Genomic DNA, 22,641 nt, shown 5'->3' with positions numbered 1-22,641 from the left:
CACAGCTGTAAGTGACCTCGATCCTCTTGGCCCCAACACGTGGGGTCGCAAGCGCTCCGCTGGGGGGCGATGGCAACGATGGAAGGAGTGACTGGCATGATCCATCACGTTCTGGGGTTGTTTACCCATCCTGACCAAGAATGGAAAGAAATCCGTGGCGAGGAAGAAAGCATAAGCCACATGTACCTGACGCATACGCTGGTACTGGCGGCGATTCCTGCCGTTTCTGCATTTATCGGTACGACCCAGGTCGGCTGGGTCATTGGCGAACGGGCGCCGGTCATGCTCACCCATGAAAGCGCGCTATGGATGACCATCATGTCGTACCTGGCGATGCTGGCCGGGGTGGCAGTGATGGGCGCGTTCATTCACTGGATGGCGCGCACCTACGACGCCAACCCGAGCATGGCCCGCTGCATCGCGTTTGCCACCTACACCGCAACGCCGCTGTTTGTCGGCGGCCTGGCGGCGCTGTACCCCCACCTCTGGCTGGGAATGATCGTTGGCACGGCAGCCGTGTGCTACACGGTTTATCTGCTCTATGTCGGCCTACCGACCTTCATGAACATTCCTTCGGATGAAGGCTTCCTGTTCTCGAGTTCGGTACTGGCGGTCGGCCTGGTGGTGCTGGTTGCCATCATGGCCTTCACCGTGATTGTCTGGGGACTCGGCGTGGGGCCGGTCTATACCAACTGAAGCTATCACTAGAAAATCTGCAACATAGGCGCAGTAAACCATCGGGCCGTCGCAAGACGGCCTGATGCTGTGTGCTGACGGGTGGCTCGGCAACGCGGCGGTGGTTGCGGCATAATCGTCGGCCAGGAGTGTTCCCCGATATGCCCGAGCTGCTCAAATCCCGCGTCGAGACCTGTTACCAGCAAGCCGAAACCTTTTTCAAACGCCCCTTCCCTCGCCCTGAGGTCAGCTTCAAGCTGCGCGGGCAAAAAGCCGGTGTTGCTCACCTGCATGAAAACCTGCTGCGCTTCAACCTGCAGCTGTACCGCGAAAACAGCGAGGATTTCCTCAAGCAGACCGTGGCCCACGAAGTTGCGCACCTGGTAGCGCACCAGCTGTTTGGCGACACGATTGCCCCGCATGGTGAGGAATGGCAGCTGATAATGCGCGGGGTCTACGAACTGCCGCCGCATCGCTGCCATAACTACGCAATCAAGCGTCGCACCGTGACCCGCTACATCTACCGCTGCCCCTGTGCAGGTAGCGACTTCCCGTTCTCGGCGCAGCGCCACAGCCTGGTGCGCCAGGGCCGCCGCTACCTGTGCCGACGCTGCCGCCACACCCTGGTATACAGCGGCGAAACACGCGTGGAATAACCACCCCTCCAGAAACGAAAAAGCCCATCCGAAGATGGGCTTTTTCAGTGTGCCTGCGCCGTTAGCGGGTAGACACTTCAGCGACACCCAGGTCATCGACCGGGCCGACTTCGACCAGCGGCGAACCACCGGACGCCAGCTCGGCGTGCAGTTTGTCTTCGTCCAGCTCTTTGACCCACTTGGCCACAACCACGGTTGCTACCGCGTTGCCGATCAGGTTGGTCAAGGCACGGGCTTCGGACATGAAGCGGTCAATGCCGAGAATCAGCGCCAGGCCTGCCACCGGCAGGTGGCCGACAGCCGACAGGGTAGCGGCCAGCACGATGAAGCCCGAACCGGTAACGCCCGCAGCACCTTTGGAGGCCACCAGCAGCACCAGCAACAGGGTGATCTGGTGGGTGATGTCCATGGTGGTGTCGGTGGCCTGGGCGATGAACACCGCGGCCATGGTCAGGTAGATCGAGGTACCGTCGAGGTTGAACGAGTAGCCGGTAGGAATCACCAGGCCCACCACGGATTTCTTCGCGCCCAGACGCTCCATTTTGGTCAGCATGCGTGGCAGGGCCGACTCGGACGACGAGGTACCCAGCACGATCATCAGCTCTTCACGGATATAGCGGATCAGCTTGAGGACGCTGAAGCCGTGAGCCCGGGCGATACCGCCCAGCACCACGAGAATGAACAGGACACAGGTGACGTAGAAGCAGGCCATCAGGTAGCCCAGCTGTACCAGCGAACCCACGCCGTACTGGCCGATGGTGAAGGCCATGGCACCGAAGGCACCGAGCGGCGCCAGCTTCATGATCATATTGATGATGTTGAACATGACATGGGCGAAGCGGTCGATCAGGTCGAGCAGCGGCTTGCCGTAGGCACCCAGGCGGTGCAGGGCGAAACCGAAGATCACCGAGAACATCAGCACCTGCAGGATGTCGCCGTTGGCGAAGGCACCGACCACAGTATTGGGGATGATGTTGAGCAAGAAGCCGACAGTCGTCTGCTGCGCGCCGGCGGCGGCATAGGCGGCCACACTGCTGGCGTTCAGGGTGCTGACGTCGATGTGCATGCCGGCGCCCGGCTTGACCACGTTGACCACGACCAGACCGATGATCAGGGCGATAGTGGAGACGATTTCGAAGTAGAGCAGCGCATAGCCACCGGTCTTGCCAACCGACTTCATGCTTTGCATGCCAGCAATACCGCTGACCACGGTGCAGAAGATGATGGGGGCGATAACCATCTTGATCAGTTTGACGAACCCGTCACCCAGCGGTTTCAGGGCAACGCCGGTTTCGGGGTAGTAGTGACCCAGCAGGATACCGATGGTGATCGCTACTAACACCTGGATATACAGCGATTTGTACAGTGGCTGACGCGTCGTCATGGCTATTTCCTCAAGTGTACCGACCCGATCCTTCCCAGGACGCGAGGGGTACCTAAAGCGCGAACCCTCCTGCACTGGAGGGATTTGTTGTGTCGAGCTGCCTGGCAGTACTCTGCTAGGGCAATAGCAAGCCCGATGCCAAAATGCGCTTTATCGGTGCGAGCTCCGTATTTACGGGGGTTAGGTGCACAATGAGGTTGCAAGGTTGCCGGGCATCCTGGCGGATTTCCGCCCGACATCTTTTGCAAAGGGTTCAGGATGGCGGATATCCGCCCGAGCTGACGGCGATTCAGTCCAGGGAGAACCGCACGCGAAATGCCGCGCCGCCCAGGGGGGAGTCATCGAGGGTGAGGTTGGCGTCGTAGCTTTCGATGATGTCCTTGACCACCGCCAGGCCAATCCCCTGCCCCGGGTTCTGCCGGTCCAGGCGCTCGCCACGCTGGAGGATGCGCTCGCGTTGATCGGGCGGCACCCCGGGCCCATCGTCCTCGACGCACAGCTCGACCAGCGAGGGCCCGCTGCGCAGGCTGACGCGCACTTCACTCAGGCACAGGCGGTAGGCGTTTTCCAGCAGGTTGCCGAGCATTTCCAGCAACGCGCCCTGCTCCATGGGCACCGTCGCGCGCTCAGGCACCTCAAGGGTGACCTTGACGCGCTTGTCGCGGTACACCTTGCTCAGGGTACTGCACAGGCTTTCAAGCAACGGCTGCAACACCACCTGGTGACGCACCAGACCGCTTTTGCGCAAGCTGGCGCGCTGCAGCTGATAGTCGATCTGCTGGCTCATGCGCTCGATCTGGCTTTGCAGCACCCGCGCCTGCTCGCGGTCCTCACGGCGCTGCGCCATGCTTTCGCTGACCCCTTGCAACACCGCCAGAGGGGTTTTCAGGCTATGGGCCAGATCGCCCAGCGAATCGCGGTAACGCTGGCGTTGCTCGCGTTCGCTGCGCAACAGCCGGTTGAGGGAGCCGGTCAGGCGCAGCAGCTCCCTGGGGTGTTCCGAACTGAGCCCCTCACGGGCCCCCGATTCGACCTCATCCAGTTCGTGGCGTAACTGGTGCAACGAGCGCAAACCCCAGGTCAGCCCGCCCCAAAGCAATCCCAGCAAGGCCAGCAAGGCGGCGCCAAAACCCAGGTACAGGCGCTCGCGCAGGCCATTGAGGGTTTGCTGGTATTCGCGCAACGGCTGCAAGGCAACAATACTGAAGGCCGCGCTCTGGCCGCCCAGCAACTTGACCTCCGCATCATAGACAAAGTACTCCTCGCCATCGGCCTGATGGAACTGGGCGAACTCATTGCCTCTGCCGTCATAGCGCGGGGTGTAGTTGATCTGTTCGTCGTTGGTTGCCCGCGAACGCCAGACCAGGTTCCCGTCGCGGTCGAAGATGTAACCGAGCAGGCGGCGGTCAGGCAGGTTGTACTGCTCGTCCGGTAGCAAATCCGGCATTTTCAGTTGACCATTTTCAATCCGCGCAGCCGAAATCAGTGTGGTGATATCCGATGCCAGGCGTTTTTCGATGGCTTCCTTCAACGCCAGGCTGAAGGCCTGCTGCAACGCCGGCAGCAGCGCCAGCATGAACAGCAGCGCCAACAATGCCGCGGCCAGCATCAAGCGTACGCGCAACGAGCGGATCATCGGCAGCGCTCGGTAAACAGGTAGCCCAGGCCGCGCACCGTATCGATCGGCTTGAAGCCGTTGCTGCCTTCAAGCTTGCGCCGCAGCCGCCCTACCAGCACTTCGATCACATTCGGATCGTGCTCGTCGTCATCAGGGTAAAGCTGCTCCATCAGGCGGTCCTTGGCCACCACCTGCTGATGATGACGCATCAGGTACTCGAGGATGCGGTACTCGAACGCCGTCAACGCCAGCGGTTCGTCATCCAGGGTCGCCTGTTTGCGGTTCAGGTCCAGCAACAATGGCCCGGCGGCAATGGTCGACTGCACAAAGCCACTGGAGCGACGCAACAGGGCATTGAGCCGCGCTTCCAGCTCCTCGAACTGAAACGGCTTGACCACATAGTCGTCAGCCCCGGCCGCCAGCCCTTCGACCTTGTCTTGCCAGTTGCCGCGGGCGGTCAGGATCAGGATCGGGAAGCTCTTGCCCTGCGAGCGCAGTTGCCGAATCAGGTCCAGCCCGCCCATGCCGGGCAAGCCGAGGTCGATGATGGCCAGGTCATGGTTGAACTGTTCAGCCTGGAACAACGCCTCCTCGGCATTGGGCACCGCCTCAACGACGTGCCCGCTCTCGCTCAACCGGCTGTACAAGTGATGACGCAAGAGCGCTTCATCCTCAACCACCAGCAGTTTCATAGGTTCCTCCCTTTCCCTACCGGCAACAGTGTCCCCGGTACCCTACTAAATCGTTGCCAAAACAGCGAACCGGCCTTCCCGCTGAAGGCCGGTTCGATCGTCCTCATCTGCGGCTCAGAACATGTAGTTGGCCGAAAGGTAGGTTTGGGCGCTGCTGTCCAGGCGCAGGGTGCCAAGTTTCGGGCCGCCGTGCTCGGCAAGCTCGGTTTTGGCATTGCTGCGCAGGTAACGGTAGCCCAACTCGACCGAGGTGTTGTCGGTGACCTTCTGCAACACACCGGCCTGCAGGCCGACAGCGTAGCCGGTATCGGTGTCGCGGCTATAACCGGACGATTCCTGGCTCAGCTTGGTGATGCCGGCGCTGGCGCCGCCGAACAGCTTGGTGCTGTTACCCACGGGGTAGAACATGTCGTAGCTGCCCAAGAGGTTTTCCTGACGCAGTTTCAGCCCGCTGTGGTCGTTGGAGACGTTGTCATAGGTCAGGTAGTAACGACGCTCTTCGTTCATTTGCCCGACCCGCACGCCCCAGGTGTCGTCTTTGCTGATGATGCCGCTGGCGTTCAGGTGGTCGGTGTTGCTGTTGAGCTGGCCGGACTTGCTGATGCGGTCGCTGGTCTGGCCGTAGCTGACACCGGCGAATGTGGTGTCGGCGGCTTGAACAGCGGCGCTGGCGCCAAAGACGGCGGCGGCGATAAACAGTGCATTGAGCGATTTCATAGGGGCTACTCCTGGCGATGTGCCGTTTAGGTGTTGAAGCCAGAGTACGCAGACGGCCCTGAACCGCTGCTGAACCCCAGCTGAACCTCGCCTGAACGAACCGCCGCTACTGGAAAGCCCCCCGCGCCCACGGCACAATACCGGCCATGAACCGACTCCCCTCCTGCTGCGCGCCGCTGTTGCACCACTGGCCCCTGCCCCGCCCGGTCCCTGGCGCGCAACTGGTCAGTTGCGCCTTCGACCCTGCCCTGCTGGCCAGCGATGACTTCGCCCGCGCCGGCATCGAACAGACCGCGAGCCTGCAACGCTCGGTAGCCAAGCGTCAGGCCGAGTACCTGGCCGGCAGGGTGTGTGCCCGCGCCGCCCTGCAGCACCTGAACGGGCTGGAGTACGTACCCGGGACACACGAAGACCGCTCACCGGTCTGGCCGGCCGGCATCAGCGGCTCGATCACCCACGGCAAAGGCTGGGCGGCCGCCGTGGTGGCGCGCGACGCCGATTGCCAGGGGTTGGGGCTGGATCAGGAAAGCCTGCTCAGTGATGCGCGCGCCGAACGCCTGGCGCGCGAGATCCTCACCGCAGCCGAGCTGCAGCGCATGCAAGCCGGGCAAACAGGCCTGACGGTGACCCTGACCTTCTCGCTCAAGGAAAGCCTGTTCAAGGCGCTCTACCCTATCGTGCGGCAACGCTTCTACTTTGAGCACGCCGAAGTGCTGGAGTGGTCAACCGACGGTCACGCCCGCCTGCGCCTACTGACCGACCTGTCGGCGCAGTGGCATAAAGGACGGGAGCTTGAAGGGCAGTTCAGCCTGCAGGATGACCAATTGCTGAGCCTGGTCAGCGTCTGAGCGTCAGGCCAGCAGCGGGCAATGCTCGCAGTGGCCAATCCAGTCGACTTTGTAGCTGAGGCAGCAGGTGCGCCGACGGCGCTTGCCCGCTGCATCCAGGCCAACGGCCGCATGCATAGGGCTGTCGGGCGAGCTGAGCCAGTGGCCTAAATCAAGATGGGCATCACACTCGGCACGCTCAAGCGCCTGATCCAGGCAATCTCCGGCATTACCCCACACTACCCCCGGGGCCAGCGCGCCCACTACCGCCAGCCGTGACACCACGGGATTGAAGTGCTCCCCCAGCAGCGCCTGATTCCCTTCGCAATGCCCGCCTCGGCCATCAATGGCAATGGGTAGACCGCGGGCATCGAGGGTCACTTCAGTGGCATCGAACAGGGGCAATGCAACACCGTCCAGCAAGGTTTGCCAAACCAACCCGAAGTAATATTTCGACCATTGCGACACCAGCACCGGCCGTTGCGCCGGCATCAACCCGGCGCCATACAGCCTGAGCAGCAAGCTGTCGAAGCGCTCAGGTTGCAGCAGGTGCTCGAGGCGTAGCGACTCACTCATGCCTGGCCCTGACTGCGCGGCCAGCTGAGGCTGAAGCGGGCACCGCCCAGGCGTTCGCTGCGCCCGACCGACGCTCGGCCGTTATGCCAATAGATGATTCGCCGCACAATCGACAGGCCCAGGCCATGACCACCCGAGGCCCGGGTGCGGCTGTCGTCGAGTCGGGTGAAGGGGGTAAACAGGCGGTCCCAGGCACTTTCCGGCACGCCTGGGCCATCGTCGTCGACATCGATGCGGCAGCGCTGCAGGCCAATCTGATAACTGAGGCTCACCTGCGACTCCGCATGGCGCATGGCATTGCTCACCAGGTTCTGCAGGGCCCGGTGCAAGTAACGCGGCTCGGCTTCAACCCAGGGCCCCTGCCCCGGCGCAGCACCCTCTGCCACCTCACATGGCCCGCGCACGACCTTGACGTCACCGCGCAACGGCGCCAGCTCTTCAATCACCTGATCGAGCAAGGCATCGAGATCGACCCGCTGGAAATGCAGTGCCGGCGCGCCCTGTTCTAGACGGGCGTAAGTGAGCATCTCGTCCACCAGTTTGTCCAGGTCCTGGATGTCGCCATCCATGCCGCTCAAATACTTTTCCCGCGCCTGGTCGTCGCGCGCACTGGCGATCATCTCCAGACCGAAGCGCAGACGCGCCACTGGCGTGCGCAGCTCATGGGACACGGCGCGCACCAGCTCGCGCTGGATGGTCAGCGAACGCTGCAAATGCTCAGCCATGCCGTTGAACGCCGCCGCCAGACGCCCGACCGAGTCGGCATCATCGGCAACTACGCGGGTTTCCAGGCTGCCCTGGGCGATACGGGTGGCGGCTGTTTCGAGATCAGACAGACGCCGCTCCAGCTGACGCACCAACAGGTAGACAATCAGCCCGATCAGGCACAGCCCGAGCACGGCAATCAGCGCCAGCAGCTCGGGTGGATACGGGTTCATCTGGTACAACGGGCCGATTTCCAGCACCCACGGGGTGCCGACCATACCGGCATAGACCCGGATCGAGTCGCCATCCTTGCCCAGCGCCAACACCGTGTCGCCTTCATCGACACGCCGGCGCTGGTCTTCGTCCATGTCGGTCTGGTCCAGACGACGCAGGCTCAGGTCAAAGCCAAAGCCTTTGTTCTTTTTAATCTCGGCCAGGCGCCGGGGCTGCTCGCCAATCGGATAGCGCACCAGTTCATCGGCCAACAGGAAGATGGTGGCGCGCGCCAGCTGTTCGCTGATCTGCTGCACTTCGCCCACCAGCAGCAGCTCTTCGGTGCCGATCTGGCGCATGACCTTGGCCGCATGGGGCCCGGTCTTCTCCACCAGCACCTGGCCACGCTGCAAGGTGCTGCGCTGCCCACCGTCGAGGCCTACCGCGGCCATGCTGTCGAGTTCCAGCGGAATACCCAGCAGCCGCTCCCAGATCAGCAACGCGCGCTTGCGCTCGACGCTGCCCATCGACACCAGGTTATCGGCCATCAAGGTAAAGGTGCCGTGCGCCAGGCGCTCACGGTACTGCGCGGCGCGCACTTCGTTGAGCAGGTGCATGCTGAGCACGCCGAGCACGGCCACCAGCACCAACGCGGCGAGCATGCCGCCATAGATCCGCAGAAAAATCGAATTCATTGCGCCTGGCCCATGGCCTCGGCTGCCTCGCGCACAAACAGGTAGCCTTTGCTGCGGATGGTCTTGATCATCCGCGGGTGCTCGGGATCGTCACCTATTTTGGGGCGGATCCTGGAAATACGCACATCAATGGACCGGTCCTGGCCGTCGTAACCCACACCGCGCAACGAGGTGAAAATCTCTTCGCGGGACAAGGTGCGCCCGGCATTGCTGACCAACAGCCACAACAGGTCGAACTCGGCACTGGTCAGTTCGATACCGTCGGCATACAGCCAGGCTTCGCGCAGTACGTTGTCCACGCGCAGCGGCCCGAACTGCAGGCACTGCGGAGGCTCGCTCTCGGCGGCCGGTTCACTGCGCCTGAGCAAGGCGTTGATCCGCGCCAGCAGCAGCCGTGGGCGCACCGGCTTGCACACGTAGTCGTCGGCGCCCAGGTCCAGGCCCTGAACCTGGTCCAGGTCGTCGCTGCGGGCCGTGAGCATGAGGATGGGGCCGGCAAATTGCTGGCGCACCTTACGACAGATGCTCAGGCCGTCTTCGCCGGGCAGCATCAGGTCGAGTATCACCAGGTCCGGCTGCTCGGCGATGATCCGCGCCGCCGCCCGGGCACCGTCCCCTTCAACCTGAACATCGAAGCCATTGGCCTGCAGGTATTCACAGGTCAGGTCGGCCAAACGCTGGTCATCCTCGACGATCAACACCCGACTGCGCTGCTGCTCCACGGTTCACCTCGACAGCTTGTTGTTATAAAGAGTGCCCGTTACCGCGCTTCACCAAAAGGCAACATGGGCTCGGGATACTACGTCGGGCACCGACGCCTGCCAACCGCCACCGCTGATTGTCGGGCCGCTCGGACAGTCGCTGATTATGTGGTAGGGTGCGCGCCCGAAAAATTCATCGGCCTTGTGCGTGACGGTGAAAAAAAGGGTGACGAGCGGTCATCCGGCGCTAAGACGCAGCCTACAAGGCGTTGATTGAAATCACACACAAAATACGCACAAGTTATCCACAGCGCACCAACTTGCAATACCCCCAGGACCGCATTATCTTGTATCCCTATCGAAACAAAACACTACATCTTGGGGTTTGAAGCAAATCCCAAGCACAAGTCGAGCAGAGAACTCAAGCCCTTTAAAGGTGCTTTTTTCGCTTGAACTTTAGACGTAATCAGCAGCCAAACCGCTCCTGCGGAGGCGACCGTTGCAAACCCTCGGAGGGTGTTGTTTCGGGTACGGGTGTTGCAAGCCATCGGCACACCTGACAGCAACAGTTTTGGATCAGCGATTCAGAACCTTTGACTTCGGCCAGGGAGCGGCAAGAAATTGCCCCTTATTCCTGATCTGTCCCGAAGTGAGTATGCCCGACCTGTTCGGCATGCCGGAACGTTGCGTTCCCGCGTGTCATCAGGGTCGGTTGTTGGGCTTTCGGACGGAACGGCTGGCGCCCACAAGGCGCCTAAACAAACATAGAGAACGTGGAGACACCCATGCAAACCGACACAACTCGCGAGAACCCGCAGGCCCAGGCGCCGCAGGCCGCCGATTCGAACCTGGATCTGGCCGCTACCGCCCCAGGCCAACTGCGCGTGATCAAGCGCAATGGCACTGTCGTCGCCTACACCGACGACAAGATCACCGTGGCCATCACCAAGGCGTTCCTCGCAGTTGAAGGCGGCACCGCCGCTGCCTCGTCGCGTATCCACGACACCGTTGCCCGCCTGACCGAACAGGTCACCGCGACCTTCAAGCGTCGCATGCCATCGGGCGGCACCATCCACATCGAAGAAATCCAGGACCAGGTCGAACTGGCCCTGATGCGTGCCGGCGAACAGAAAGTGGCCCGCGACTACGTGATCTACCGTGACCAGCGCGCCAAAGAGCGTGCTACCCGCGTTCACGCCGAAGACGCCAACGTACAGCCGCACCCAAGCATCCGCATCACCCTGGCCGACGGCAGCTTCGCGCCACTGGACATGAACCGCCTGAACACCATCATCACCGAGGCCTGCGAAGGCCTGGCCGAAGTCGATGGCGACCTGATCCAGCGCGAAACCCTGAAGAACCTCTACGACGGCGTGGCCATCAAGGACGTCAACACCGCCCTGGTGATGACCGCCCGTACCCTGGTTGAGCGCGAGCCGAACTACTCGTTCGTGACTGCCCGCCTGCTGATGGACACCCTGCGTGCCGAAGGCCTGGGCTTCCTCGGCGTGGCCGACAGCGCCACCCACCACGAAATGGCCGACCTGTACGCCAAGGCATTGCCGGCCTACATCGCCAAAGGTGTCGAGTTCGAACTGCTGAACCCTGCCCTGGCCGCTTTCGACCTGGAAAAACTGGGCAAGGCGATCAACCACGAGCGCGACCAGCAGTTCACCTACCTGGGCCTGCAAACCCTGTACGACCGTTACTTCATCCACAAGGATGGCGTGCGCTTCGAACTGCCTCAGGTGTTCTTCATGCGTGTGGCCATGGGCCTGGCGCTGGAAGAGAAAAACAAAGAAGCCCGTGCGATCGAGTTCTACAACCTGCTGTCGTCCTTCGACTACATGGCCTCGACTCCGACCCTGTTCAACGCCGGTACCCTGCGTCCACAGCTGTCGAGCTGCTACCTGACCACCGTTCCAGACGACCTGTCGGGCATCTACCACGCGATCCACGACAACGCCATGCTGTCGAAATTCGCCGGTGGCCTGGGCAACGACTGGACCCCTGTGCGTGCACTGGGCTCCTACATCAAGGGCACCAACGGTAAATCCCAGGGCGTCGTACCCTTCCTGAAAGTGGTCAACGACACCGCCGTAGCCGTTAACCAGGGTGGCAAGCGCAAAGGCGCTGTGTGTGCCTACCTGGAAACCTGGCACCTGGACATCGAAGAATTCATCGAGCTGCGCAAGAACACCGGTGATGACCGTCGTCGTACCCACGACATGAACACCGCCAACTGGATCCCCGACCTGTTCATGAAGCGTGTCTTCGATGACGGCAAGTGGACCCTGTTCTCGCCATCGGAAGTGCCAGACCTGCACGACCTGACCGGCAAGGCCTTCGAAGAGCGCTACGAGTACTACGAAGCCCTGACCGAGTACAACAAGATCAAGGTGTTCAAGACCATCCAGGCCAAAGACCTGTGGCGCAAAATGCTCTCGATGCTGTTCGAGACCGGCCACCCATGGTTGACCTTCAAGGACCCGTGCAACCTGCGCAGCCCGCAGCAGCACGTGGGCGTGGTCCACAGCTCGAACCTGTGCACCGAGATTACCCTGAACACCAACAAGGACGAGATCGCGGTCTGCAACCTGGGCTCGATCAACCTGCCGAACCACATCACCGACGGCAAGCTGGATACCGCCAAGCTGCAGCGCACCGTGAACACCGCAGTACGCATGCTCGACAACGTGATCGACATCAACTACTACTCGGTGCCGCAAGCGCGCAACTCGAACCTCAAGCACCGTCCGGTCGGCCTGGGCATCATGGGCTTCCAGGATGCGCTGTACCTGCAGCACATTGCTTACGGTTCCGACGCTGCCGTCGAGTTCGCCGACAAGTCGATGGAAGCGGTCAGCTACTTCGCCATCCAGGCTTCCTGTGACCTGGCCGACGAACGCGGCGCCTACGAGACCTTCCAGGGCTCGCTGTGGTCCAAAGGCATCCTGCCGCTGGATTCGCAACAGATCCTGATCGAAGCCCGTGGCCAGAAGTACATCGACGTCGACCTGAACGAGACCCTGGACTGGGCACCGGTCCGTGCTCGCGTACAAAAAGGTATTCGTAACTCGAACATCATGGCCATTGCGCCGACCGCGACCATCGCCAACATCACCGGCGTATCGCAGTCCATCGAGCCGACCTACCAGAACCTGTATGTGAAATCGAACCTCTCGGGCGAATTCACCGTGATCAACCCGTACCTGGTTCGCGACCTCAAGGCCCGTGGCCTGTGGGACCCGGTCATGATCAACGACCTGAAGTACTACGACGGTTCGGTACAGCAGATCGAGCGCATCCCGCAGGAACTCAAAGACCTGTACGCCACCGCGTTCGAAGTGGAAACCAAGTGGATCGTCGACGCCGCCAGCCGCCGTCAGAAGTGGATCGACCAGGCGCAGTCGCTGAACCTGTACATCGCCGGCGCATCGGGCAAGAAACTGGACGTCACCTACCGCATGGCCTGGTACCGTGGTCTGAAAACCACCTACTACCTCCGTGCCCTGGCCGCGACCAGCACCGAGAAGTCGACCATCAACACCGGCAAGCTCAATGCCGTGTCCAGCGGTGGCGACAGCGCCCCGGTCCAGGCAGCAGCGGGCCCGGCGCCAGTGCCGAAGGCCTGCGCGATCGACGAGCCGGATTGCGAAGCTTGCCAATAAGCGCCTGAAGGCCAGCCAGCGCTCACTGTAGGCGCTGGCTTGCCAGCGACAGGGCGGCACCGCTGCCCTGCCCTTCGCAACACGACAAATAGGTCCCGGGCCCTTATGCCCACGACCTGCCGAGGAGCCCCGCTCCCGGAAGCATTCCAAGTTTTTGCGTGCACCGCAGTACCTAACCGCAAGCATCGCAACCAAGATCCACCGGCCATACTGAACATGGCCCTCAAGCAGGAGACCCACCATGCTGAGCTGGGACGAATTCGACAAAGACGAAGGCGAAGAAGCCGCCAAAGGCGCAACCGCCACTCAAGCGGCTGCCGCAGGCATCGACAAGCTTGATAACGCCGGCGGTGTTGCTGCCCTGGAAGCCCGTGCCGTGACCGCCGATGACTCGGACGCCGTCAAGCGCGCCAAGGCTGCCCTGGACAAACTCGACATCGCCGAAGGCCTGGCTGAGCTGGAAGGCTCCGCTGCACGCGTCGCGGTCGACGAAAAGCGCATGATCAACTGCCGCGCCGACCTCAACCAGCTGGTGCCATTCAAGTACGACTGGGCCTGGCAGAAGTACCTGGACGGTTGCGCCAACCACTGGATGCCGCAAGAGGTCAACATGACCGCGGACATCGCCCTGTGGAAAAGCCAGGAAGGCCTGACCGACGACGAGCGTCGTATCGTCATGCGCAACCTGGGCTTCTTCTCCACTGCCGACTCTCTGGTTGCCAACAACCTGGCCCTGGCCGTGTACCGTTTGATCACCAACCCGGAATGCCGCCAGTACATCCTGCGCCAGGCGTTCGAAGAGGCGATCCACACCCACGCCTACCAGTACTGCATCGAATCGCTGGGCATGGATGAAGGCGAGATCTTCAACATGTACCACGAGATCCCGTCGGTTGCGAAGAAAGCCGCCTGGGGCCTGAGCTACACCCGCGCGATCTCCGACCCCGAGTTCAACACCGGCACCGTCGAGACCGACAAAGAGCTGCTGCGCAACCTGATCGCCTACTACTGCGTTCTGGAAGGCATCTTCTTCTACTGTGGCTTCACCCAGATCCTGTCCATGGGTCGCCGCAACAAGATGACTGGCGTTGCCGAGCAGTTCCAGTACATCCTGCGTGACGAGTCCATGCACCTGAACTTCGGTATCGACGTGATCAACCAGATCAAGATCGAAAACCCGCACCTGTGGGATGCCGAAATGAAGGAAGAAGCCTCGCAGATGATCCTGCAGGGCACCCAGCTGGAAATCGAATACGCACGCGACACCATGCCGCGCGGCGTACTGGGCATGAACGCAGCGATGATGGAGGACTACCTCAAGTTCATCGCCAACCGTCGCCTGTCGCAGATTGGTTTGAAAGAAGAGTACCCAGGTACCACTAACCCGTTCCCATGGATGAGCGAGATCATGGACTTGAAGAAGGAGAAAAACTTCTTTGAGACTCGGGTTATTGAATATCAGACGGGTGGGGCGTTGAGCTGGGATTGATTTTCCGCTCGGGTTCCAAGAAAGGCTGCCGTAAGGCGGCCTTTTTTTTGGGCGTTTGAATGTATGGAAGCTCGCAGGTGCTTGTCTTGAGACTTTCGGCGCTCATGAGATCGAGCGCCGCCCGCAAGATCTCAAGAACACCAAGCAACAACATGCCGACGCACATCTTTTCTCACAGCCTTGCCAATTGGCAGTACACTGAATGCCATCTGTCCAGAGTGGAGCACCGATCATGTCTGCTACCGCGCAAACCACCGACGCCGGAAAGTCATCGAAAAAGCCTGTAAAAGCACAACCAGCCGATGCCGGGTCAGCCGCGAGCGCTTGCAGCCTGACGATTGTCGACCTGCTGCTGCCCGACACCAACACCGACGACCGTATGGAGGTGTTCAAAGCTACACAAAGCGGCTTTCCGCTGAGCTCTGTGATCCAGCTGGTGGAATCGGTTGAAACCTTCAAGCGGCATAACGTGCTGGCGAAGATAGTCGGCCTGTCAGAGCGCACCCTCGCCCGCCGCATGAAGAACAAGGATGAAGCCCTGAGCCCCGAGCAAAGTGCGCGGGCGCTGTATTACGCCGAGGTGCTGGAGAAGGCACAGGAGGTGTTCGGTACCCGCGCACTGGCCGAGGAATGGATGACCCGGCCAGCGCTCGGGCTGGATGGCGAGTCGCCCATCGACCTGCTGTCCAATCCGGTCGGCTATGAGCTGGTCACCGACTTTCTGAACCGGCTGGATTACGGGGTCTATTGATGGTGACGGACCCACTGACCCATGACCTGCTTTTCTGGCGCCTCGACCACGCCAGGCACGCCCCTTCGTGGAACAGCGGCATTGGTGCCGAGGCCTGCGGTGGACGCTGGAACCCCAAAGGCGTGCAGGTGGTGTATGCAAGCCTCGATGCGGCTACGGCGATTCTTGAGGTGGCGGTGCACAAAGGCTTCCAGACACTCGACTGCGTGGCGCACACATTGACCGCCGCTCGGGTGATGGACACCTCCAGGGTGTACAGGGTCGAGCGCAAGGAGGTGCCGAACCTGAACTGGCTGCGGCCAGGAACGCCCAGCCGCAGCCAACAGGCTTTTGGGGCGAAGCTCCTGGAGGAGCACCCCTTCGTGCTGATTCCCTCCTGTGTTTCGCCGCATAGCTGGAACCTGCTGATGAACCCACAGCTGGCCACGGGGCTTTACGAGGTTGTACTGCAGGAGCGGTTTGCGCTGGATGGACGGCTGAACCCGCCCCTGCAATAAATACGACTTAGAAATCCACGGTCGCCGACAGTTTCACGGTGCGCGGTTCACCCTGGGTCAGGTAGTTGTTCGCCGTGGAGGCCGAGGCCCAGTAGGCCTTGTTGGCGACGTTCTCGACGTTGGCGCGCAGGGTGATGTACTTGTCATCGGCCTTGAAGCCATAGCGTGCACCCAGGTCCACCCGCGTCCAAGCCGGAATGCTCAGGGTGTTGGCGGCATTGACGTACTCACCGCCAGTACGCAGCAGACGCCCGCTCACGGCAGCCCCTTCGATGCCCGGCACATCCCAGTCGGCGCCGACGTTGAACTGGAAGCGCGGCACGCCGGCGGCACGATTGCCATCGGTGGCACCGCCTGCGGTCTTCTTCAGCTCGGTGTCCATCCAGGTCGCACCGGCCAACAGCCGCAAACCATCAAGCGGTTCACCAAAGACATTGAGCTCGACGCCTTTGTTGATCTGTTCGCCATCGACGTTGAACGTGCCGTTGACTACACCCGGAGTGAAGCTGGTGGAGTTGTTCGGTTGCTCGATGCGGTACACGCCCAGGGTAGCGCCGTAGCTGTCCCAGTCCAGCTTGACGCCGGCTTCGGTCTGCTTGCTGCGCTTGGGCGCGAACACTTCGCCCGGGTTGGTGACGCCGGTGGTCGGCGCAGTCGGACCCTGGGCCAGGCCTTCGATGCGGTTGGCGTAGAACGACACATGCTCCCACGGCTTGATGACCAGACCGTATACGGGCGTGGTGATGGACTCGTCGTAGTTGGCATTGCGCACGCCACTGGTGGTGTTCCAGGCGTCTACTTCGATGGTCTGCCGCCGCACCCCCAGGGTCAGCAAGACGCGATCATCGAGAAAACCCAGGGTGTCGGAGACCGCAGCGCTCTTGATGCGGTTTTTGCCGACGATGCGCGGGTCGTGAATGTCGCTGCCGAAATAGGTGACACTCGGCCGCGGGACCTGGGTGGGATTGTAGAGGTTACCGGGTACGCGGTTGGCCACCAGGATCGCTTCGAAGGCGGAGCGCTGCTCGCCCCAGATACCCGAGAGGCCGAAGTTCATCTGGTGGGTGACAGGGCCTGTGTTGAAGTGACCGTTGAGACCGGCCATCGCGCTCTTGTTGTCTTCATCATGCGGCGAGTACAGAAAGCCCACACGGCCGCTGCCGTCGTTACCGACATACAACGAGGAGTACTGCCCGTTCTCACGTGTGTGCTTCGCCCCGGCGCCGGCATACAGGGTCCAGTTGTCGCTGAGGTCGTATTCACCGTTGACCATGCCATAGGTGTCTTCCAGCTGCGACCAGGTCCAGTCCTGGGCATAGTTGTCCTTGGCAGACGGGGCGTCGGGCACTTTGGTGCCGGTGGGGTAAACCACCGAGCGGCCATTGTCGATACGCTGCTTCTGGTAGCCGAGGTCCGTGGACAAGCGCAGGCGCTCACCACGGTAGTCGAGCGCGATGGCAATCAACGAAGAGCGCTTGGTCTCATCATCAATCGCGGTATCCCCGCCGTGCTGGGCCAGGTTGATCCGCGCGCCAAAGCGGTTGTCTACGCCGAAGCGCTGGCCCAGGTCGAGGTGGCCACCGACCTGGGTATCACTGGCGTAATCGAGGGTCACGCTGCGGGTCGGCGCATCTTCGGCGCGCTTGGGTACCAGGTTGACGCTGCCGCCGATGCCACTGCCCTGGGGCGCGACACCGTTGAGAAAGGCGTTGGGGCCTTTGAACAACTCCACCCGCTCCAGCGCCTCAGTGGTAATGATCTGGCGTGGCAGCACGCCGTACAGGCCATTGAAGGCGATGTCGTCGCTTTGCAGCGGCAAGCCGCGAATGGTGAAGACCTGAGAGAAGTTACCAAAACCCGCCGACTGCCGAACCGAGGCATCGTTGAGCAGCACGTCGCCGACGGTACGGGCCTGCTGATCGGCGATGGTCTTGGCGGTGTAGCTGACCACACTGAACGGCACATCGTTGATCGAGCGGTTACCCAACAACCCCAGGCGCGCGGTACGGGCCACCTGGCCACCACCGTAGGTATCCAGCGCCACACCGTCTGCAGCGCTGTTGATCGTGGTTGCACCAAGCTCCAGCGCCCCGTCGGCACTCACGTGGGGTGCGAGAGTGAAGCCGCTACCGGTGCGCTGCAGGTCATAACCACTGCCCTCGAGCAAGCGCGCAAAACCCGCCTCTACCGTGTAGCGCCCCTGCAGCCCCGGACTCTGCCGAGCGTTGAGCAGGTTGGCATCGAACGACAACGGCACCCCCGACAGAGCGGCGAATTGCGCCAGGGTGTCACCCAGCGGACCGGAGGCGATGCTGTAGTCACGGGTAGCGCTGCTGGTCACGGCATCGGCGGCAAACACGAAGTGCACCGGCATCAGCGCGGCCAGCGCAACAGCAAAGCTCAAGGCCCTCATGGCGACACAGGGAGGGCTCATTCGGGAGGTGGACTGCAGCAGCCTTGAAGTCATTCGGTGTTCCTGTCGGCGCTAGGAAAAGTGAGGGTTCACTTACACACCGGATGACCAGGAAAAAGGTATCACGCGAACCGGAAAATAATCTGGAGGGCTTCAGCGCGGCTCGATGGCAACCCAATAGCGCGTCAGACTGCTGACGTTGATTGGCAGCGTGTCCTGGAGCAGACGCAGGCTCGCGTCGGTGTCGCGCAGCGGGAACGCACCGGAGACCACCAGCTTGGCCACCTCGTCGTGACAGCGCATCACCCCCGGACGATAGCGGCCGAGCTCAGCAATCAAATCGTCCAGGCGCATGCTTTTGGCGACGATCATGCCCTGCTCCCACGTCAGCGCGGCAGTGTCCAGCGGCTCGATGGCCTGGATTGCGGTGGTGCCAAAAGCACTTTGCTCGCCGGCCTTGAGGACCAGACTGCGATCGCCGTTGAGGGGCTGCATCTGCACCCCGCCTTCGCTCACCGCCACACGGCTTTGCTCGGCATCGACACGGACACTGAAACGGGTGCCCAACGCACGTGCGGTGCCGTGCCGGGTTTGCACAATGAAAGGCCGATAGCTGGGCGATGGGTCCTGGGCGGTGCTGATCAGCACTTCGCCCTCCAGCAACTTGATGCGTCGCTCTTGCGCTGTGAAGGCGATATTGAGTGCGCTGCCGGTGTTGATCAGCAACTGGGTGCCGTCAGGCAGGGTAAGGCGTTTCTGCTCACCGATGGCGGTACGCTGATCGGCGCTCCACTGCTGCCACGGCAACTCGCGACAGGCCAACCACACCGCAGGGCCAGCCAGCAGAAACACGCCGAGGCGATGCAGCGCCTGGCGACGGCCGATGCGGGCATTGCGGCTCAGGCGCTGGAAGGTATCGCTGGCAACGGCACCCGGAACCGCACGCAGATCACCCAGTAAGGCTTCAGCACGCTCCCAGGCCATTGCATGCTGTGCGCTGCGGGCGCGCCAATGCTGCACGGCACGATGGTCTTCCGCCGTGGCCATGCCGGATTGCAACTGCACCAGCCAGTCGGCCGCCTCGCCGAGGATCTGCGGATCAATCGACGGGGTCATCAGGCCACACTCAAGCAGGCAAGGAAGGCGTCACGCATGTAGCGCTTGACCGTTACCAGAGAAACGCCCAGTTGCTCGGCAACCTGCGCGTAGGTCAGGCCGTCGATCTGCGACAACAGGAAGGCCTGACGTGTACGTGCCGGCATTTCGCGCAGCATGGCATCGATGCGATACAGCGTTTCGAGGATCAGCCAGCGTGTCTCCGGCGACGGGACCTCAGGCTCAGGCAGATGGGCTATCGATTCGAGGTAGGCACGTTCGACATCCTGGCGACGCCACCGATCAATCACCAACCCTTTGGCAATGTGTGTCAACAACGCACGTGGCTCGGCGCCCATGCTGGTCGACTGGCGCGTCATCAGGCGTACGAAGGTGTCGTGGGCCAGATCGGCGGCATCACTGGTGTTGCCCAGCTTACGATTGAGCCAGCCATGCAGCCAGCCGTGATGCTCGCTGTACAGGGTGTGGATATGCAGATTGAGCGCGCGATCGGTAGAAGACATAAACGCCACTGAACACACCGGCCGTCAGTGGCAGGATGTAATTAAGAATTGATCGCATTTTATAGATAAGGAGGCAGTGATAGCAATTGCTACAGAATGAGTACAGACGGGCGGAAAATTGCCTGAGCGCCAAGCGAGGCAGGTGATTCGACTGCAATTGATCCAAAGCAGCCAAGTTTTTCGGCGCAGACACGATAGTGAGCCATGCTTTAAAAGCTTCAGCCCAGGATCCCTGTCAGCGCCATTGGATAGCACTGCATGAATGAAAGGCCATCCCCACGCACCACCACACCTCAGCACGGCTGGCGGCGTTGGTTGCCCGGGTTGCAGGTGCTGCGCACCTACCCGCTGGGCAATCTGCCGAAAGATCTGCTCGCCGGGCTGGTGCTCACCACCATGCTGGTGCCGGTGGGCATCGCTTACGCCGAGGCCTCAGGCGTGCCCGGCATCTATGGGCTGTACGCGAGCATCGTGCCGCTGCTGGTCTATGCCCTGTTCGGCCCCAGTCGCATTCTGGTGCTCGGACCCGATTCGGCGTTGGCTGCCATCATTCTGGCCGTGGTGCTGCCCCTGTCTGCCGGCGACCCGCTGCGCGCCATTACCCTGGCCAGCGCCATGGCGCTGGTGTGCGGCCTGGTGTGTGTCGGTGCAGGCCTGCTACGCCTGGGCTTCATCACCGAGCTGCTGTCCAAGCCCATTCGCTACGGCTACATGAACGGTATCGCCTTTACCGTATTGATCAGCCAGACACCCAAGTTGTTCGACATCTCGGTGGAAAGCAGTGGCCCCCTTCGCGAGGTACTCAACCTCGCCCAGGCCCTGCTGGCCGGCCATGCGAACTGGGCCGCATTACTCATTGGCGCCGGAACCCTGGCCCTGATCCTGGTGCTCGAGCGCTTCAAGCGCGTGCCGGGCATCCTCATCGGCGTGGTCGCTGCCACCCTGGTGGTGGGCAGACTTGGCCTCGATGCCAGTCACGGTATAAAAGTGTTGGGCGCGATGCCACAAGGGCTACCCGGTTTTGTGGTGCCCTGGCTGCGGGCCGAAGATCTGATCCCGGTGCTGATGGGGGGCTTCGCTGCCGCCCTGGTGTCGTTTGCCGATACCAGCGTGCTGTCGCGCACCTATGCAGCCAAGCTCCGCAGCCCTGTCGACCCGAACCAGGAAATGGTCGGGCTGGGAGCCGCCAACCTTGCCGCAGGACTGTTCCAGGGCTTTCCCATCAGCAGCAGCTCCTCGCGTACCCCGGTCGCCGAGGCGGCAGGGTCGCGCACTCAGCTCACCGGCGTGTTCGCTGCAATCGGGGTTGCGTTGTTGCTGCTGTTTGCGCCCACGCTGTTGCAGCACCTGCCCAACAGCGCGCTGGCCGCCGTGGTGATTGCTGCCGCCATTGGCTTGTTCGAGATCAAGGACCTTAAGCGGATCTATCGTATTCAGCGCTGGGAATGCTGGCTGTCGATCACCTGCTTTGTCGGGGTTGTACTGCTTGGCGCCGTGCCGGGCATCGGCCTGGCGGTGGTGCTGGCAGTGATCGAGTTTCTCTGGGATGGCTGGCGTCCTCATTACACGGTACTCGGCCGCGTTGACGGTGTACGGGGCTATCACGATATCTCCCGCTATCCTCATGCTCGCCTGGTGCCTGGCCTGGTGTTGTTTCGCTGGGATGCACCGCTGTTCTTCGCCAATGCCGAGTTCTTCCAGAAGTGCGTGATGGAGGCGATCGCCAATGCCCCGACCGAAGTGCGCCGGGTGGTGGTCGCCGCCGAGCCGGTCACCAGTGTCGACGTGACCTCGGCCGACATGCTGGTGGAGCTGGAACAGTCACTGCAGGCGGCCAACATCGAGCTGCGCTTTGCCGAGATGAAAGACCCGGTCAAGGACAAACTCCTGCGCCTGGAAGTGCTTGAGCATATTGGCCATGATGTGTTCCAGCCAACCGTTGGCGCGGCGGTGGATGCCTACCTGGAAGAGCGCGGCGTCGACTGGACACCCTAACGGCGATCACGCGTGAAGGTTAGCGCCGCACGCAGTGCCAACCTATGCGAAAATACCCGCGCTTTGTTCATATGTGTGGAGATGTACAGTTTTGGTAATGCACTACTCAATCAGCGACGACACTGTCGCCTGCGGTCGCAACGGCAATAATCTCAGCGCCACGTCTGAAGCCGAGAAGGTCGATTGCAAGTCGTGCCAGCGCTCGCTGGTCAAAACCGAAGCCGCCCCCGTCAAGAAAGCCACCCCGTCGTTGGCAGAGCTGCGCAAGCAGCGCCTGGAAAGCCAGGCAAGCCAGGCGAAGGCCGCCGCGTTCTGCTTCAAGGCCAACTGGCGTGTACGCCTGGCCGCCCTGCCGGAACGCTGTCGCTTGCCTCGTGGTGTAGCGCCTCAGGCTTTTGTTTAAGCGTATACGCGTCTGAAACCACCCTGCGGGGTGGTTTTTTTTGGGTCTGGGTTTTGGTGGTTGAGACAGAAGCTAGCCGGGGACCGCGCAACGGCTTTTCGCGGCGGTCCGGCGCCCCGGTAAACCCGCTCCCACAGGATCGAGGGAGAGTTGCACTGGCGGCAGCCGGAAAAGACAAAACCCCTACCTGCATGTGCAGATAGGGGTTTCGGAATTTAATCTTGACGATGACCTACTCTCACATGGGGAAACCCCACACTACCATCGGCGATGCATCGTTTCACTGCTGAGTTCGGGATGGGATCAGGTGGTTCCAATGCTCTATGGTCGTCAAGAAATTCTGT

At 61.7% G+C, this 22,641-nt stretch carries 19 protein-coding genes and 1 rRNA gene; 9 read left to right on the top strand and 11 right to left on the bottom strand.

Going from position 1 to position 22,641, the window contains the following annotated elements:
* Positions 1-96: 96 nt before the first annotated feature.
* Together DM813_RS15050 and DM813_RS15045 are read left to right on the top strand one after the other, a co-directional pair.
* On the top strand, positions 97-696 hold the full coding sequence (locus tag DM813_RS15050; protein ID WP_128324190.1) for a Yip1 family protein: 600 nt from the start codon (positions 97-99) through the stop codon (positions 694-696).
* A 140-nt stretch (positions 697-836) separates the two neighbouring features.
* Positions 837-1,331 carry a SprT family zinc-dependent metalloprotease gene (locus tag DM813_RS15045; protein WP_128324189.1) on the top strand — a complete coding sequence of 165 codons (495 nt, stop codon included), beginning with the start codon at positions 837-839 and terminating at the stop codon, positions 1,329-1,331.
* Positions 1,332-1,392: 61 nt separating this feature from the next.
* Here DM813_RS15045 and DM813_RS15040 read toward each other — a convergent pair whose 3' ends face one another.
* The 4 genes from DM813_RS15040 to DM813_RS15025 form a co-directional block, all read right to left on the bottom strand.
* Entirely contained in the window at positions 1,393-2,715 is a 1,323-nt protein-coding gene (locus DM813_RS15040; protein ID WP_128324188.1) for a dicarboxylate/amino acid:cation symporter, read from the bottom strand.
* A 289-nt stretch (positions 2,716-3,004) separates the two neighbouring features.
* Positions 3,005-4,351 (bottom strand): ATP-binding protein, encoded by a 1,347-nt coding sequence (locus DM813_RS15035; protein ID WP_128324187.1) that lies wholly within the window; start codon positions 4,349-4,351, stop codon positions 3,005-3,007.
* Complete coding sequence (locus DM813_RS15030; protein WP_128324186.1) at positions 4,348-5,025, bottom strand: response regulator; 678 nt, start codon at positions 5,023-5,025, stop codon at positions 4,348-4,350. Before DM813_RS15030 ends, DM813_RS15035 begins: the two co-directional genes overlap by 4 nt.
* 114 nt (positions 5,026-5,139) lie before the next feature.
* Positions 5,140-5,742 carry an outer membrane protein gene (locus tag DM813_RS15025; protein ID WP_128324185.1) on the bottom strand — a complete coding sequence of 201 codons (603 nt, stop codon included), beginning with the start codon at positions 5,740-5,742 and terminating at the stop codon, positions 5,140-5,142.
* Between the two features lie 146 nt (positions 5,743-5,888).
* Between DM813_RS15025 and DM813_RS15020 the strand changes: the two genes are divergently transcribed.
* Positions 5,889-6,590 (top strand): 4'-phosphopantetheinyl transferase family protein, encoded by a 702-nt coding sequence (locus DM813_RS15020; RefSeq protein ID WP_128324184.1) that lies wholly within the window; start codon positions 5,889-5,891, stop codon positions 6,588-6,590.
* A 3-nt stretch (positions 6,591-6,593) separates the two neighbouring features.
* Here the strand turns inward: DM813_RS15020 and fhuF are convergent, their stop codons facing one another.
* Genes fhuF through DM813_RS15005 form a run of 3 tightly spaced genes read right to left on the bottom strand, consistent with a single transcriptional unit; the run spans position 6,594 to position 9,480 of the window.
* On the bottom strand, positions 6,594-7,145 hold the full coding sequence (gene fhuF / locus DM813_RS15015; RefSeq protein WP_128324183.1) for a siderophore-iron reductase FhuF: 552 nt from the start codon (positions 7,143-7,145) through the stop codon (positions 6,594-6,596).
* Complete coding sequence (locus DM813_RS15010) at positions 7,142-8,758, bottom strand: ATP-binding protein (RefSeq protein WP_128324182.1); 1,617 nt, start codon at positions 8,756-8,758, stop codon at positions 7,142-7,144. The genes fhuF and DM813_RS15010 overlap by 4 nt, the downstream gene beginning before the upstream one ends.
* Positions 8,755-9,480: a response regulator transcription factor gene (locus DM813_RS15005; RefSeq protein ID WP_128324181.1), complete on the bottom strand. Its 726-nt coding sequence runs from the start codon at positions 9,478-9,480 to the stop codon at positions 8,755-8,757. Before DM813_RS15005 ends, DM813_RS15010 begins: the two co-directional genes overlap by 4 nt.
* Before the next feature lie 764 nt (positions 9,481-10,244).
* On the opposite strand from DM813_RS15005, the gene DM813_RS15000 reads away from it, so the two are divergent.
* The 4 genes from DM813_RS15000 (at position 10,245) to DM813_RS14985 (ending at position 15,867) form a co-directional block, all read left to right on the top strand.
* Positions 10,245-13,130, top strand: a complete 2,886-nt coding sequence (locus tag DM813_RS15000) for a ribonucleoside-diphosphate reductase subunit alpha (protein WP_128324180.1) — start codon at positions 10,245-10,247, stop codon at positions 13,128-13,130.
* A gap of 241 nt (positions 13,131-13,371) precedes the next feature.
* Positions 13,372-14,619, top strand: coding sequence for a ribonucleotide-diphosphate reductase subunit beta (locus DM813_RS14995; protein ID WP_128324179.1), 1,248 nt, complete (start codon positions 13,372-13,374; stop codon positions 14,617-14,619).
* A gap of 232 nt (positions 14,620-14,851) precedes the next feature.
* Complete coding sequence (gene parS / locus DM813_RS14990) at positions 14,852-15,370, top strand: type II RES/Xre toxin-antitoxin system antitoxin (RefSeq protein WP_241653182.1); 519 nt, start codon at positions 14,852-14,854, stop codon at positions 15,368-15,370.
* On the top strand, positions 15,370-15,867 hold the full coding sequence (locus tag DM813_RS14985; protein ID WP_128324177.1) for an RES family NAD+ phosphorylase: 498 nt from the start codon (positions 15,370-15,372) through the stop codon (positions 15,865-15,867). Before parS ends, DM813_RS14985 begins: the two co-directional genes overlap by 1 nt.
* A 7-nt stretch (positions 15,868-15,874) precedes the next feature.
* Here the strand turns inward: DM813_RS14985 and DM813_RS14980 are convergent, their stop codons facing one another.
* The 3 genes from DM813_RS14980 to DM813_RS14970 form a co-directional block, all read right to left on the bottom strand.
* Complete coding sequence (locus DM813_RS14980) at positions 15,875-18,280, bottom strand: TonB-dependent receptor (protein ID WP_241653184.1); 2,406 nt, start codon at positions 18,278-18,280, stop codon at positions 15,875-15,877.
* Positions 18,281-18,433: 153 nt separating this feature from the next.
* Positions 18,434-19,396: a FecR domain-containing protein gene (locus DM813_RS14975; RefSeq protein WP_128324176.1), complete on the bottom strand. Its 963-nt coding sequence runs from the start codon at positions 19,394-19,396 to the stop codon at positions 18,434-18,436.
* Positions 19,396-19,899, bottom strand: a complete 504-nt coding sequence (locus DM813_RS14970; protein ID WP_128324175.1) for a sigma-70 family RNA polymerase sigma factor — start codon at positions 19,897-19,899, stop codon at positions 19,396-19,398. Before DM813_RS14970 ends, DM813_RS14975 begins: the two co-directional genes overlap by 1 nt.
* 258 nt (positions 19,900-20,157) lie before the next feature.
* On the opposite strand from DM813_RS14970, the gene DM813_RS14965 reads away from it, so the two are divergent.
* A complete protein-coding gene (locus tag DM813_RS14965) occupies positions 20,158-21,894 on the top strand; it encodes a SulP family inorganic anion transporter (RefSeq protein ID WP_128324174.1) in 1,737 nt (578 codons plus the stop codon).
* A 97-nt stretch (positions 21,895-21,991) separates the two neighbouring features.
* Entirely contained in the window at positions 21,992-22,297 is a 306-nt protein-coding gene (locus tag DM813_RS14960; RefSeq protein WP_128324173.1) for a hypothetical protein, read from the top strand.
* A 219-nt stretch (positions 22,298-22,516) separates the two neighbouring features.
* Here the strand turns inward: DM813_RS14960 and rrf are convergent.
* Positions 22,517-22,632, bottom strand: a 5S ribosomal RNA gene (gene rrf / locus DM813_RS14955).
* Positions 22,633-22,641 lie beyond the last annotated feature (9 nt).

It is taken from the genome of Pseudomonas alkylphenolica (assembly GCF_004025535.1).
GTDB lineage: Bacteria > Pseudomonadota > Gammaproteobacteria > Pseudomonadales > Pseudomonadaceae > Aquipseudomonas > Aquipseudomonas alkylphenolica_A.
The sequence above is the reverse complement of the archived record's forward strand: the minus strand, read 5'-3'. Positions and strand labels throughout refer to the sequence as shown.

What these genes read in the sequence shown, in the direction of transcription:
- DM813_RS15010 (WP_128324182.1), bottom strand. Translation starts at nt 8,758, where the DNA reads ATGAATTCGATTTTTCTGCGGATCTATGGCGGCATGCTCGCCGCGTTG.
- DM813_RS15045 (WP_128324189.1), top strand. Translation starts at nt 837, where the DNA reads ATGCCCGAGCTGCTCAAATCCCGCGTCGAGACCTGTTACCAGCAAGCC.
- parS (WP_241653182.1), top strand. Translation starts at nt 14,852, where the DNA reads ATGTCTGCTACCGCGCAAACCACCGACGCCGGAAAGTCATCGAAAAAG.
- DM813_RS15035 (WP_128324187.1), bottom strand. Translation starts at nt 4,351, where the DNA reads ATGATCCGCTCGTTGCGCGTACGCTTGATGCTGGCCGCGGCATTGTTG.
- DM813_RS14965 (WP_128324174.1), top strand. Translation starts at nt 20,158, where the DNA reads ATGAATGAAAGGCCATCCCCACGCACCACCACACCTCAGCACGGCTGG.
- DM813_RS14975 (WP_128324176.1), bottom strand. Translation starts at nt 19,396, where the DNA reads ATGACCCCGTCGATTGATCCGCAGATCCTCGGCGAGGCGGCCGACTGG.
- DM813_RS15020 (WP_128324184.1), top strand. Translation starts at nt 5,889, where the DNA reads ATGAACCGACTCCCCTCCTGCTGCGCGCCGCTGTTGCACCACTGGCCC.
- DM813_RS14985 (WP_128324177.1), top strand. Translation starts at nt 15,370, where the DNA reads ATGGTGACGGACCCACTGACCCATGACCTGCTTTTCTGGCGCCTCGAC.
- DM813_RS14960 (WP_128324173.1), top strand. Translation starts at nt 21,992, where the DNA reads ATGCACTACTCAATCAGCGACGACACTGTCGCCTGCGGTCGCAACGGC.
- DM813_RS15050 (WP_128324190.1), top strand. Translation starts at nt 97, where the DNA reads ATGATCCATCACGTTCTGGGGTTGTTTACCCATCCTGACCAAGAATGG.
- DM813_RS14995 (WP_128324179.1), top strand. Translation starts at nt 13,372, where the DNA reads ATGCTGAGCTGGGACGAATTCGACAAAGACGAAGGCGAAGAAGCCGCC.
- DM813_RS15000 (WP_128324180.1), top strand. Translation starts at nt 10,245, where the DNA reads ATGCAAACCGACACAACTCGCGAGAACCCGCAGGCCCAGGCGCCGCAG.
- DM813_RS15030 (WP_128324186.1), bottom strand. Translation starts at nt 5,025, where the DNA reads ATGAAACTGCTGGTGGTTGAGGATGAAGCGCTCTTGCGTCATCACTTG.
- fhuF (WP_128324183.1), bottom strand. Translation starts at nt 7,145, where the DNA reads ATGAGTGAGTCGCTACGCCTCGAGCACCTGCTGCAACCTGAGCGCTTC.
- DM813_RS14980 (WP_241653184.1), bottom strand. Translation starts at nt 18,280, where the DNA reads ATGAGGGCCTTGAGCTTTGCTGTTGCGCTGGCCGCGCTGATGCCGGTG.
- DM813_RS15040 (WP_128324188.1), bottom strand. Translation starts at nt 2,715, where the DNA reads ATGACGACGCGTCAGCCACTGTACAAATCGCTGTATATCCAGGTGTTA.
- DM813_RS15025 (WP_128324185.1), bottom strand. Translation starts at nt 5,742, where the DNA reads ATGAAATCGCTCAATGCACTGTTTATCGCCGCCGCCGTCTTTGGCGCC.
- DM813_RS14970 (WP_128324175.1), bottom strand. Translation starts at nt 19,899, where the DNA reads ATGTCTTCTACCGATCGCGCGCTCAATCTGCATATCCACACCCTGTAC.